The organism is uncultured Eudoraea sp. (assembly GCF_947258925.1).
Lineage (GTDB): Bacteria > Bacteroidota > Bacteroidia > Flavobacteriales > Flavobacteriaceae > Eudoraea.
In genome coordinates this window covers 61,064-73,740 of sequence record NZ_CAMYKG010000003.1, presented here as the reverse complement: position 1 = coordinate 73,740, position 12,677 = coordinate 61,064, and the positions used below count along the sequence as shown (strand labels likewise).

10 protein-coding genes and 1 riboswitch are annotated in these 12,677 nt (G+C 37.8%); of the genes, 7 read left to right on the top strand and 3 right to left on the bottom strand.

Going from position 1 to position 12,677, the window contains the following annotated elements; all coding sequences use genetic code 11:
* The first annotated feature begins 140 nt into the window (after positions 1–140).
* A complete protein-coding gene (locus tag Q0X77_RS01435) occupies positions 141–1,619 on the top strand; it encodes a S41 family peptidase (RefSeq protein ID WP_297792129.1) in 1,479 nt (492 codons plus the stop codon).
* A 7-nt stretch (positions 1,620–1,626) separates the two neighbouring features.
* On the opposite strand, the gene Q0X77_RS01430 is transcribed toward Q0X77_RS01435, so the two are convergent.
* Complete coding sequence (locus Q0X77_RS01430; protein WP_297792127.1) at positions 1,627–3,492, bottom strand: TonB-dependent receptor plug domain-containing protein; 1,866 nt, start codon at positions 3,490–3,492, stop codon at positions 1,627–1,629.
* Between the two features lie 69 nt (positions 3,493–3,561).
* A riboswitch (cobalamin riboswitch) is annotated at positions 3,562–3,788 on the bottom strand.
* Positions 3,789–3,990: 202 nt separating this feature from the next.
* On the opposite strand from Q0X77_RS01430, the gene Q0X77_RS01425 reads away from it, so the two are divergent.
* The 5 genes from Q0X77_RS01425 to Q0X77_RS01405 all read left to right on the top strand — a co-directional run bounded on the left by Q0X77_RS01425 (position 3,991) and on the right by Q0X77_RS01405 (position 8,771).
* Positions 3,991–5,151 carry an ABC transporter substrate-binding protein gene (locus Q0X77_RS01425; RefSeq protein ID WP_297792125.1) on the top strand — a complete coding sequence of 387 codons (1,161 nt, stop codon included), beginning with the start codon at positions 3,991–3,993 and terminating at the stop codon, positions 5,149–5,151.
* 50 nt (positions 5,152–5,201) lie between these two features.
* Positions 5,202–6,182 (top strand): iron ABC transporter permease, encoded by a 981-nt coding sequence (locus Q0X77_RS01420; RefSeq protein WP_297792123.1) that lies wholly within the window; start codon positions 5,202–5,204, stop codon positions 6,180–6,182.
* 22 nt (positions 6,183–6,204) lie between these two features.
* Positions 6,205–6,999 carry an ABC transporter ATP-binding protein gene (locus Q0X77_RS01415; RefSeq protein WP_297792206.1) on the top strand — a complete coding sequence of 265 codons (795 nt, stop codon included), beginning with the start codon at positions 6,205–6,207 and terminating at the stop codon, positions 6,997–6,999.
* Between the two features lie 63 nt (positions 7,000–7,062).
* Positions 7,063–8,400: a DNA recombination protein RmuC gene (rmuC, locus tag Q0X77_RS01410; protein ID WP_297792121.1), complete on the top strand. Its 1,338-nt coding sequence runs from the start codon at positions 7,063–7,065 to the stop codon at positions 8,398–8,400.
* Positions 8,401–8,405: 5 nt separating this feature from the next.
* Positions 8,406–8,771: a 6-phosphogluconate dehydrogenase gene (locus tag Q0X77_RS01405; protein WP_297792119.1), complete on the top strand. Its 366-nt coding sequence runs from the start codon at positions 8,406–8,408 to the stop codon at positions 8,769–8,771.
* A gap of 41 nt (positions 8,772–8,812) precedes the next feature.
* Here Q0X77_RS01405 and pgl read toward each other — a convergent pair whose 3' ends face one another.
* Together pgl and zwf are read right to left on the bottom strand one after the other, a co-directional pair.
* Positions 8,813–9,532, bottom strand: coding sequence for a 6-phosphogluconolactonase (gene pgl / locus Q0X77_RS01400; RefSeq protein WP_297792117.1), 720 nt, complete (start codon positions 9,530–9,532; stop codon positions 8,813–8,815).
* 9 nt (positions 9,533–9,541) lie between these two features.
* Positions 9,542–11,074 carry a glucose-6-phosphate dehydrogenase gene (gene zwf, locus Q0X77_RS01395; protein WP_297792115.1) on the bottom strand — a complete coding sequence of 511 codons (1,533 nt, stop codon included), beginning with the start codon at positions 11,072–11,074 and terminating at the stop codon, positions 9,542–9,544.
* Positions 11,075–11,255: 181 nt separating this feature from the next.
* On the opposite strand from zwf, the gene gndA reads away from it, so the two are divergent.
* Positions 11,256–12,665, top strand: a complete 1,410-nt coding sequence (gene gndA, locus Q0X77_RS01390; protein ID WP_297792113.1) for an NADP-dependent phosphogluconate dehydrogenase — start codon at positions 11,256–11,258, stop codon at positions 12,663–12,665.
* The last annotated feature ends 12 nt before the right edge of the window (positions 12,666–12,677 follow it).

Sequence of the window (12,677 nt, the reverse complement as noted above, 5' to 3'; positions counted from 1 at the left end):
GATGTAAGTAATTTGTGCGCTCAAAGCTACTTATCATGATAATATACAGATAATTAGCGAGGGAGGTAAAATAGTGTTAATGAATATTAAAATTGGAATGATAGTTGCATAAACTATGTAAATTGCAAAAAAAATAATAAATGAAAAAGTTTCTCCTTTTATTTGTGGGAATAATCTCCCTAAGTGTTTCTTGCAGTAAAGACGATGATATTGGAGGCGTGGATGGCCCAGGCAGCGCTTCTGTCAATGTTCAGGACTTTATGTGGAAAGCAATGAATATTTGGTATTTCTGGCAATCTGATGTAGATGACCTTGCAGATGATAGATTCACCAACAACGAGGATTACAACGCATTTTTAGCCTCGGAAGCAGACCCAGCGGATTTTTTCGACAATAAACTGCGCTTTGCAGAAGATCGTTTTAGCTTTTATAGCATGGATTATAAAGAGCTCACTGAAAATTTAGCTGGTATTTCACGAAGTAACGGTTTGGAGTTTGGGTTATTTTTCTATGGTGAAAATGATACAGATATCTTTGGATACGTCCGCTACATCGTGGCAAATTCTGATGCTTCTACCAAAGATATTTCACGCGGAGAATTATTCACCGGAGTGGATGGCCAGGGTTTAAATGAAAGCAATTACCGGGATCTCTTATTTGGCGAAAACGCCACCTATACCCTGAATATGGCCGATATCAATAATGGTGAAATTACTCCGAATGGCAAAAGTGTGGAGTTGACTAAACAGGATGGGTTAGTTGAAAATCCTGTGTTTATTGTAAATTCATTTGACATAAGTGGGAACGTAATAGGATATTTAATGTATAATGGTTTCACCAATGAATTTGATGAAGAATTGAATGATGCCTTTGGACAATTAAAGGCTGATGGAGTTACCGATTTAGTGCTCGACTTACGTTATAATCCGGGAGGTTCTGTAAATTCTTCCCGCTTACTTTCAAGTATGATCTTTAGCACCAATACCAATAATTTATACCTACGCCAACGCTGGAATGACAAATTGCAGGCCATTTTTTCTGATGAAGATTTAACAGATTATTTTGCAGACCGAACAGGAGCAGGTACCACAATTAATACGTTAAACCTGAATAGGGTTTACATATTAACTACAGGCAGTTCAGCTTCAGCTAGTGAATTGGTGATTAATGCCCTGGATCCATACGTAGAAGTTATTAAAATAGGGACTACAACCCGGGGTAAGAATGAATTTTCGCTTACTATGGTAGATGATCCCAGCCGCGAAGGTGCTCCGTTTATTTATACTCCTTCCAGAGAAAACCAAATTAATCCGGATAATAGTTGGGCCATACAACCTTTGGTTGGAAGAAATGAAAATGCCGTTGGTTTTTCTGATTATACTGCCGGTTTTGCACCGGATATCGAATTAGCCGAGGATTTGGAGAATCTGGGAATTTTGGGAGATGAAAATGAACCCTTACTTGCCAGAGCAATTGAAGCCATTACAGGAGTCTCCGGAAAAAGAGATTTTACCGTTAAGACCCCCGTTAATTTGTTCACAAGTTCCAAAATGTTTACGCCAATGAAAGACAATATGGTATTGGATAAGCCGCTTCATTTGAATCTTGATCTGAAATAGCAACTTTTTAAAGTTTTAGATTTATTCCTAATCTAAGGTTCCTCCCTCTTGTGGTAAATCCGATAACCTCGGTGAAATTTGCATTAAACACATTCTCTATGTTTAAAAAGAATTTGAGTTTGTTCGCCATCACTTCTTGTGAAATGTAAATGCCAAAGGTTGAAAACGGATCGAGAACCTCATCATTAAATGTATTAAAATCGGTATCGAGGCGCTTCCCTAAAAAGGCATACGTCAGTGAGGCATAAGTGCTGGATGTAAAATTATAGCTCAAGGCCGCATTAATACTGTGCTTGGGTATTCTAATTGCATTATCTCCTTTTCTTTCAGTAAAAGTATAGTTTGCGCTAAAATTCATTTTCTCAAGAGGAATCCAGTCTAATTGAGCCTCAAAACCCTGTATGTCAATGGTATTTGAAGCATTAAAGTATTGAAAAAGCGTATTATCAAAAAACACAAAATTGTCCTCTTTTCTATTAAAATACAACCCGCTCAACCTCAGTTTCTCATTCACTTTATACTCCAAACCTCCTTCGACTGTGCGGTTAATTTCAGGTTCCAGCAATGGGTTTGCACCAAAAATCCCAAATAACTGTGTTAAAGAAGGTGTGATATATGAAGTTGCATAAGTGCCCATAAACTTTAGATAACCCTCATTAAATTTCAAAGTATAAGACGGATTAATATTGTAGACCAGATGTGAACCATATTCTGAATGAATATTTAGTCTCAGTCCTGCATTAACGTTTAATCCAAAGGGTGAAACATAAACCAAATTTGCATAAGGATCTATAAGTGAAAATTCTTGTGTTCCATCAACTTCCGCCCTATCCAGATTATAATTAACACCTAATATTGTGTATATCCGATCGTTAAAGGTATACCTGTTAAACAGATCAACAACGTAATTATTCCCTTCAAACATGGAAGGAAATGCACTTCTGTTATCCGACCTATAATTGGTATATGAACCATTTAAATTTAAATTCCCTTTGTTGTAAGTCCATTTAGAAGATAATCCCAGACGTTTTTGCTCTGTAAGAAAAGTGTAGGGGGCATCAAGCAAACCAAAAGATTCGTCATAGGCACTGTTCAAATTCGTCTGATTGCCGTAAATAACTAGCTTTACCTTGTCATTAAACTCATACCCCAGTTTTAGGTCAATATTGTATCTTGAAAAAGGGTCTTCCTCATTAGTTTCAGTAATAATTGATGACAAACCGTTGGTATATACATTGGAAAAGCCCAGAGAATAGGTAAAATCATCAAGGGTTCCGTTAACCAGAGCAGTATTGCTAATATCCGCAATATTATAATTCTGATCAGAGGAAGATTGGTTTGTTCCAAAACTGGATTGAAAATCACCGCTTATCTTTTTATCTGAGACTTTCTTGCTGGTTATATTTATCACGGCTGTTGCTGCGCTCATACCATACAGGGTACTGGCAGCTCCCTTTATAATTTCAATTGATTCTATATTTGATACAGCAAGTAGCCTAAGATCATATTCCTGAGAAAATGAAGAAGGGTCCGATACTCTTACGCCGTCAATTAAGACTAAAACCTGCCTGCCTCTTCCTCCCCGGGCAAAAACACCCAAAACCTCCCCTTGCCTACCACGGCTACCGGCGATTTCTATACCACTTTTGGTATTAATTATTTCTGCAACGGTTTTACCCTGGTTATTTTCCAACTCACCGGGGCCAATCTTTATGACTGTTTTGCCAGAGTTCTCCCTTTTTAAAGGAAATCTGGAATCACTGACAACCACCTCATCTAATTCCTGCAACCTAATGGAGTCAACCTTTGTCTGGGCAGAAACTGTTGTTAGTATTACGATAAAAATGGAAAAAAAAGAATACCTTTTTATCATTAAAGTCAATAATATTGCGGGAAAAAGGTACAGCTGTTCCTATACGCAAACTTCTATCCCGAAAGTTTAACATTGTTGGTTGAATTTGGCAGGTCTCCTGACTTACGTCTTGCTACCAACCTTCCCGTGAATATTCAGTTTATATGAATAGTTACAGTGGTAATGAAGTAGTAACAAGCATTCCTAACAAAAGGAATAAAGCTTACAGTTGCGGGAACAGTTCCGGATTTAAACCGGATTCCCTTTTAATTTCATTTCTAATTAAAGAACTGAAAACCATAATTCGAAGCTAATGTAGTGCAATTTCTCTAGTCCGGGTCACTTTTCCTTCCTAGTTTTATAATTAACCAGAGAATTCCAATAATAAAATGAAGTATTACAATCCCAATTATGATATAGACTATGATATTCGAATCTCTCACCAAATATGAAGTTTTAACAAATTTAGAACGTATCTAATTTTAAAAATGTGACTTTTGTTACCTTGCGAAAGTGTTTATGAATCTGTTCCCATTTAAATATATAGCCTTGCTTAGTTTCATTGTGGTCTTCGTTTCATGTAAACCGAAAACTGAGACCTCTTTACAACAAATCGTAAAAAGTGAGCTGGTAGCTATTAATTATGCAAAAGGATTTTCAATTGAAAAGTCCGCTTCAGGAATTACCATAATTAAGATTTTATCTCCCTGGCCGGATGCGAAAGAAGGATTTACCTATGCTTTAGTACCTAAGGGACTTAAGACAAAACCCGAACTCAGCAATAAAGATTTTGACGCCATTATTAATGTTCCCATAGAACGTCTAATCGTTACTTCCACAACTCATATACCGGCATTGGAGAATCTTGGTGTATTAGACATGCTTGTAGGTTTTCCGGATACCAAATATATTTCTTCGGATGCTGCAAGAAAGAAAATAGATGAGGGAAAAATCAAGGATTTAGGTAATAACGAGTCTCTTAATACTGAAATGGCCATAAACCTTAATCCTGACCTGGTAATAGGGTTTAGTATAAATAATCAGAATAGGGCCTATGAAACCTTACAACGTTCAGATATTCCGGTGGTTTACAATGGGGATTGGACTGAAGAAACACCCTTGGGCAAGGCAGAGTGGATCAAATTCTTTGCACCCTTCTTTGGCCTGGAGGCTGAAGCTCAGGACATATTCAAAACTACTGAGAAAAATTACTTAACTGCCAGGGATTTAGCTCTGAAAGCCACTACCAGGCCAACGGTGCTTAGCGGTGCACTTTATAAAGATGTTTGGTATCTACCCGGAGGAAAGAGTTGGGCGGCCAGCTTTATTAATGACGCAAATGCAGATTATTTATGGAGTGACACAAGTGCTACAGGCAGCCTTTCTTTAAGTATTGAAAGTGTACTTGCAAAAGCTGCCTACGCTTCATTTTGGATTTCTCCCTCTCAATTTATTTCTTATAATGAACTTGATAAGGCAAGCAGACACTACAGTCAGTTTAAAGCTTATAAAGAAAAAAAAATATACACTTTTGCCAATACAAAAGGAGAAAGCGGAGGTTTGTTGTTTTATGAACTAGGGCCTTCCAAACCCGATTTAATACTAAAAGACCTTATACATATTTTTCATCCTCAGTTACTGCCGGAACACAAGCTTTTCTTTTTTAAACCTTTACAATAGTGCAAAGATCAAATACATACCTGTTTCCCTTTCTAATCCTAATTGTGGTTATGTTTTTATGCTTTGTACTTAATCTGAGCCTTGGATCGGTAACCATTCCCTTCACTGCCACTTTGAAAAGTATTTTTGGTGGTGCAGTTGAGAACGAATCCTGGCATTACATTATATGGAACTATAGAATTCCTAAGGCTTTTACAGCTGTTTTGGTGGGTAGCGGGCTTTCTCTGAGTGGTTTATTAATGCAGACTCTTTTTAGAAACCCATTGGCAGGACCTTTTGTTTTAGGAATAAGCTCGGGGGCAAGCCTTGGCGCGGCGCTTTTAATCATGGGGTCATCCCTGTTTTCTCATTGGTATTTTTTTGAAGTTATCGATGATGTTTCGCTGGCCATTGCCTCAAGTATAGGTAGTTTTTTAGTTCTTTTGGCTGTAATCACGGTAGCTTCAAGAGTTAAAGATACCATGGCATTGCTTATTATTGGTCTTATGTTTGGCAGTATCACTGCGGCCCTGGTGAGCGTCTTGTCCTATTTCACGGATGCCGAAAAATTGCAGCAATATATCTTTTGGGCATTTGGGAGCGTAGGGAATTTATCAGGGGGACAATTAGCTGTCTTATCGGTTTTTATTCTTGCTGGTGTTATATTGAGTATTACTTCCCTAAAACCACTAAACGCATTATTACTGGGAGAGAATTATGCCCGAAGTCTGGGTGTCCATTTAAAGCAAACTCGATTCATAATCATAATTGCTACAGGTTTACTAGCCGGTGCGGTAACAGCTTTTGCTGGTCCGATCGCTTTTATTGGACTTGCTGTTCCTCACTTAACCCGACAAATTTTTAATACCACAGATCATAAAATATTAGTACCGGCAGTACTTGTATACGGAGCCATACTTCTGTTACTTTGTGATTTGATAGCCCAACTTCCTTCCTCCTCCTATGTATTGCCCTTGAACGCGATTACTTCGGTAGTAGGTGCACCTGTGGTGATATGGTTATTGGTACGAAAGAAGAAAATGATATTTTAATCCATAATAAAACCGCACAATCATCAGTACAACAAAAGAAAATATCATCTTAGAAGCTAAGAATTTGGGCATTGGGTATACTTCAGGCAAAAAGCAAAGCTATGTGGCTGATCAAATTAGCTTTGGACTGTCTAAAGGCGAACTTGGAGCAATTGTTGGTATCAACGGCATTGGTAAGTCTACATTATTGCGAACTCTGGGCAACGTACAACCCAAATTGTCGGGTTCAGTAATGATAAATAATAACCCTATTGAATCCTTAAGGCCAGATGTACTGGCAACCCACATCAGTGTAGTTCTCACAGAACCTATTGCTTCAAAAAATCTAACCGTATCGCAATTAGTGAGTTTAGGCAGACATCCTTATACGAATTGGATTGGGACTTTATCCGGGGAGGATCAAATAAAAATCTTAAAGGCCATTGAAATGCTCGAATTGGAAAGTTTACAACATCATAAATGTTTCGAACTTAGTGATGGGCAATTGCAAAAGGTTATGATAGCCAGGGCATTAGCCCAGGATACAGAAATTATTCTTTTGGATGAGCCTACCACACACTTGGATCTATACCATAAAGTGCACATCTTAAAACTATTGCAAAGAATAGCCCATGATACGGAAAAGGTCGTCCTTTATACTACTCATGAAATAGACCTTGCCATCCAGCTTTGTGATAAAATATTTGTCATGAATAAAAGCCAAAATAATTTTGGTGCTCCCTGTGAACTAATCGAAAGCAAAAGCTTTGAGGAATTATTTCCCAAAGATACCATAACCTTTGACCCGGAATCCGGTTCTTTTAAGATTAATAAGTAAGTTAAGCTTCATCTGAAAATTTAATGTTAATCAATTATCTTTACTTTCAAGAATAAATAATTTATGGAAGCCTACTTGGTTTATGTGATCCTTGCCCTTGTTTTTTTGGTTGCCGGTTATTTTTTAGGTAACTACATCCAAAATCTTAAAACAAAATCAAATTACAGCACCCTTTTGGAGCGGGAGCAGCAACTTAGGAACAACCTTACAGAAATAGAGAAAAGGTTGGCGCTTGGTATTGAAGAGACCAAGGAATTAAGATCTCAAAAAGAACGTTTAGGCCTTCAGATTGTTCGATATGAAGCCGAAATGGAAAACCTGCAGCAAAAAAATGTAGAGCAGAAAGGCGAAGTAGAAAAGCTTCAGGAAAAATTCACAAAAGAATTTGAGAATTTAGCCAATAAAATTTTAGATGTAAAGTCTGAGAAATTCACCAAACAGAATAAAGAAAATATTGAAAGTATACTTAATCCCTTAAAGGAGAAAATTAAAACCTTTGAAGACAAAGTTGAGAAGAGTCAAAAAGAAAACATTAGTATCCATTCCTCCCTTAAAGAACAATTATTAAACCTGCAAAGCCAAAATCTGAAGATCACCCAGGAAGCAGAAAATTTGACAAAAGCGCTCAAAGGGGATAGTAAAATGCAGGGGAATTGGGGAGAATTAGTACTGGAGAGGGTCCTTGAAAAATCAGGCCTGGAAAAAGACAGGGAATATTCTGTTCAGCAAAGTTTTACCAGGGAAGACGGCAGCAGGGTATTACCCGATGTAATCATAAACCTGCCTGATGGTAAAAAGATGGTGGTAGATTCAAAGGTTTCTCTTACCGCTTATGAGCGTTATATCAATGTTGAAGAAGAATTTAAGGAAAAGTTTTTAAAAGAACACATTAGTTCTATTAAGACCCATGTGGATCAGTTATCTTCCAAAAAATACGAAGATCTCTATGAAATGGAAAGCCCGGATTTTGTTCTGATGTTTGTTCCCATAGAACCTGCTTTTGCCATCGCAATTAATACTGACAATGCTATTTATTCTAAAGCATTTGAACAGAATATTGTTATTGTTACACCTTCAACCTTATTGGCAACACTTCGCACTATTGATAGTATGTGGAACAATGAGAAACAGCAAAGAAATGCTATTGAAATAGCAAGGCAGGCAGGTGCATTATACGACAAGTTTGAAGGCTTTATTACTGATTTGACCAAAGTGGGTAAAAAAATGGATGAAGCCAAGGTTGAATATAAAGGGGCAATGAATAAATTGGTAGAGGGCCGCGGTAATATTATAACGAGCATAGAAAAACTCAAAAAAATGGGCGCTAAGGCCAAAAAATCTCTTCCGGATAAATATCTTGAACGGGCCCAACAAGATGATTTTGAAGAAAAGCTAAATTAAATTGCATGAAAAAGCCATTGATCATAGGGATATCGATTATCATTATAGCCTTCACTTTGTATCTTGCCTTTGTGTATTACGTTCCCTATAGTGAAGGTGTACGATCTGGTGAACTAATAAAAATAAGTCATAAAGGCTTTGTAGTAAAAACCTGGGAAGGTGAGATAAGCCAGGGTATTTCAGGAGCACAGATATTTAAATTTTCCGTTGCCAGGAAAAAGAAAGGTGTAATTGATAAACTGAAGGAATATCAGGGAGCCTATGTTAAAGTGAATTACGAGGAACGGTATACTACTTTCTTCTGGTGGGGTGATACAAAATATTTTATTACTGATGTACAGCGTGAGAAATCTCCCCATTTTAATAAATGACTCCTAAAAAACCAAATTACGTTTGAAGTTGCTGTTCAAGTTCAAAATTGTGTGAGCAATTTTGAAGCCTCCTGGTCCAAAAACCAGTTTAACCTTCCTGAATCAGGATTAACAAGTGAAGCTGGGTAGGCCGTATAGTTACCCCTTCTCTCTACAACCTCCAATACTTTTTGTGCCTTATTGGCACCTGTAACTAAAAATGCTACCTCTTTGGCATTATTAATTATATTGCCCGTCAGCGTAATTCGTTTTTGGCCGGTTTCAGGATGTTCGGCGACCTCACAATATGCACTAGAGTTCCATAAGTCAATCTGATCAGGAAATATAGATGCGGTATGGCCATCATCACCAAGTCCTAAGATTACAAGGTCAAATTGTGGTTTTTCTCTGAAAACCGGTAGTTGCTTACCTAATAACCGGGCATATCTCGTGGCTTCTTCCACCGGTTCGTTTTCACCCTTAATTCGATGTATATGGTACAAGGGAATTTCTAATTTTGAAAAAAGTAACTCATTTGCCATTTTATAATTACTCTGTGAATTCTCTGGTTGAACGCAACGTTCATCACCCCAGTAGAATTGAACTTTTGACCAATCTACCGCATCTTCAAATTCTGCTGCCAATTCCTTAAAAACCTCCTTGGGGGTGCTCCCTCCGGATAATGCAATATGCAGGAAAACATTATTGCTGATTAAATTTACGAGGTATTCAGAAAATAACCGCGCCGTTTGTTGCTTTGAATCTGATATATTGATTTTCATCAACTTAACTTAATTTATTTCACAAAAACCGGGATCATCAGCAAGAGCTTCACCGGGGTTCCTCCAGCTATAATGACCTTCAAAAAGTTCGTCTGCATTTTGCGGGCCCCATACCCCGGAAGAATAACCATAGGTCTTAACATCTTTGCCGTTTTTCCAGAAAGCCAATATTGGATCCACAAACTCCCAGGCCGCTTCTACCTCATCTGCTCTGGCATATAAAGTCGGATCTCCCTGCATGGCATCCAACAAGAGGCGTTCATAAGCGCTCATAAGCTTTTGATCGGCCAGATCAGAGTAGTAAAACTCCAGATTCGCTCGCTCAACCATAAACCCCTGTCCCGGAACTTTCACCCCGAATTTTATCAGGATCCCTTCATCGGGTTGTATTCGAATAATCAATTTGTTGTCTTTATCAATAACTCCCGATTCACTGAAAATATGATGATGTGGCGATTTAAAATGGATCACAATTTCTGTTACTTTCGTAGGCATTCTTTTTGCCGTTCTTACATAAAAAGGAACATCTTTCCATCTCCAGTTATCAATATAAAATTTTAGTGCCGCGTACGTTTCCGTAGTGGATTCAGGTTCTACCCCTTCTTCCTCCCTATAGCCCGGTACCTTCTCCCCCATTATATCAGAAGCCAAATACTGGCCCCTAATGGTATTTTTATAAAGTGTTTCCTCATCTCGCATGATCCGAAGCGACTTCAGGGCCTTTACTTTCTCGTTCCTAATTTCTTCCGCTTTATCGTCAATTGGAGGTTCCATTACAACCAATGAGACAATTTGTAAAAGATGATTCTGAAACATATCCCTTAAGGCTCCCGATTTATCATAATACCCGCCTCTTTTTTCTACACCCACTGTTTCAGCATTTGTAATCTCCACATGATGAATATAATTTCTATTCCACAAGGGTTCAAATATGCTGTTTGCAAATCGGGTTATCAACAGGTTTTGTACCGTCTCCTTTCCCAGGTAGTGATCTATCCTGTAAATTTGGGTTTCATTAAAGTATTTTTGAAGCCCGGTATTCAATCTTTTTGCTGTTTCGTAACTATAACCAAATGGTTTTTCAACTATAATCCTTTTCCAGCCCTGAGACTCATTTGCCAATCCTTTTTCCGCAAGATGCATTGCAATGGTCTCATAAATATTGGGTGGAGTAGACAAATAGAACATAAAATTCTTTTCTGTCCCATGTTTTTTATCAAGCTTGGTAATCCGTTCTTTTAATTTGCCGTAGTCCGTATCGTAATCCTTGCCAATTTTGGTGTAAAATATTCTGTTAGCAAAAGATTGGATATAGTTTTCGTCATGATCACTAAGCTTCTCCCTTAAATATTTACTATTGGTAACCACCTTCTTTCTAAATTCCTGATCACTTAAATCACTTCTACTGGTTCCTAAAACAACAAAATTTTCACACAGATGTTTTCCTATATATAGATCAAACAATGCCGGTAAAAGTTTTCTGGCCGTGAGATCTCCCGAAGCTCCAAAAATTATCAGCATGTGATTTTCTACTTTGCGCATAGTTGGTTGAATTAATCAATTAGAATTTATACCCGGAGAGAATATACAGATAGCTCCTATATTCGATATTTTAATTTATTTTTGAATCTCGCCTTTGGCTAAGATAGAATTTATTTACTTCTCATACGGAAGAAATGTAGGGTCTCCTTCCTGGGTAGAATAAAGATTTAAATCCATACTTATGGAAAATATTACATATGATTTTGGACTGGTAGGCCTTGGTGTTATGGGTCGCAATTTTATTTTAAACGTTGCAGATCAGAACTTTAAAGCTTTTGGTTATGATCTCGATCCTGAAAAGGTAAGTGAGTTAATAGAGGAAGGAGGCGATCAGTCAAGGGTTAATGCTTCTTCTGATATAAGTTCCTTTGTTGAAGCCCTATCTCTGCCGCGTAAAATTATGCTGTTGGTGCCGGCTGGTAAAATTGTTGATGCCGTAATTGAAAACTTGCTACCTCATTTATCTAAAAATGATATCATTATTGACGGAGGAAATTCATTTTTTACAGACACGGACAGAAGAGAAGCCTATCTACAATCAAAAGGAATTTATTTTTTTGGTGCAGGTGTTTCCGGTGGTGCGAAAGGCGCAAGATACGGACCTAGCATTATGCCCGGGGGGTCAAGATCTGCTTACAAGGAAGTACAGCCCATTTTTGAAGCCGTAGCTGCCAAGTTTAAAAATGAACCCTGTGTGGCCTATATGGGTCCCAAATCTGCAGGAAATTATGTAAAAATGGTGCATAATGGTATAGAGTATGGTTTAATGCAATTAACTTCAGAATTTTATTCTCTTCTGCAAAAAGGTGGTGGACTGACCAATAATGAATTACACCAGGTATATAAAACGTGGAACGAAGGGGATTTACAGTCCTTTTTAGTGGAAATAAGCGCAAAGATATTTGAAAAAAAAGACCCCCTTGGTGAAGGTGAATTAATTGACAAAATTTTGGATAAAGCAAAGCAAAAAGGTACAGGTAAATGGACCTCTCAAAATGCAATGGATATTGGAATTCCAATACCTACCATAGATATTGCGGTTAGTATGAGGGAGATTTCGGCTCTAAAAAATGAAAGGATCCTGGCAGCAAAGAAATATAAGGATGGTTCAATTGATATAAGTCCAAAGCAACAGCTAATAGCAAAAGCCGAAAATGCCTTGTTTTTCTCATTCATAATTACCTATGCGCAAGGAATGCATCAGCTAAAGGCAGCATCTGATGAGTATGGCTACGAGCTTAGCCTGGCAAGTATTGCCAAAATCTGGAGGGCAGGATGTATTATTCGGGCGGCGCTGCTTGAAGATATTGCCGAGACATTTGAAAAGGACAAGGATTTAAACAATCTCCTTTTGTCACCTGCTTTCGAATCAAAAGTAAAAGAATCTGTTGGGGCTGCCAGAGAAATCGTTATTTATGCAGCGGAAAATGCAATTCCTATGCCAGGACTTTTTAATTCCCTTAGTTATTTTGATGCCTTTACCTCTGAGAAACTACCCTTAAATTTAATACAGGCCCAACGAGATTACTTTGGTTCTCACACTTATGAGCGTACTGACAGGGAAGGTGTTTTCCATACTGAATGGAATTAGAAGATAATAAGA

What these genes read in the sequence shown, in the direction of transcription:
- rmuC (WP_297792121.1), top strand. Translation starts at nt 7,063, where the DNA reads ATGGAAGCCTACTTGGTTTATGTGATCCTTGCCCTTGTTTTTTTGGTT.
- gndA (WP_297792113.1), top strand. Translation starts at nt 11,256, where the DNA reads ATGGAAAATATTACATATGATTTTGGACTGGTAGGCCTTGGTGTTATG.
- pgl (WP_297792117.1), bottom strand. Translation starts at nt 9,532, where the DNA reads ATGAAAATCAATATATCAGATTCAAAGCAACAAACGGCGCGGTTATTT.
- Q0X77_RS01420 (WP_297792123.1), top strand. Translation starts at nt 5,202, where the DNA reads ATGTTTTTATGCTTTGTACTTAATCTGAGCCTTGGATCGGTAACCATT.
- Q0X77_RS01405 (WP_297792119.1), top strand. Translation starts at nt 8,406, where the DNA reads ATGAAAAAGCCATTGATCATAGGGATATCGATTATCATTATAGCCTTC.
- Q0X77_RS01435 (WP_297792129.1), top strand. Translation starts at nt 141, where the DNA reads ATGAAAAAGTTTCTCCTTTTATTTGTGGGAATAATCTCCCTAAGTGTT.
- zwf (WP_297792115.1), bottom strand. Translation starts at nt 11,074, where the DNA reads ATGCGCAAAGTAGAAAATCACATGCTGATAATTTTTGGAGCTTCGGGA.
- Q0X77_RS01425 (WP_297792125.1), top strand. Translation starts at nt 3,991, where the DNA reads ATGAATCTGTTCCCATTTAAATATATAGCCTTGCTTAGTTTCATTGTG.
- Q0X77_RS01430 (WP_297792127.1), bottom strand. Translation starts at nt 3,492, where the DNA reads ATGATAAAAAGGTATTCTTTTTTTTCCATTTTTATCGTAATACTAACA.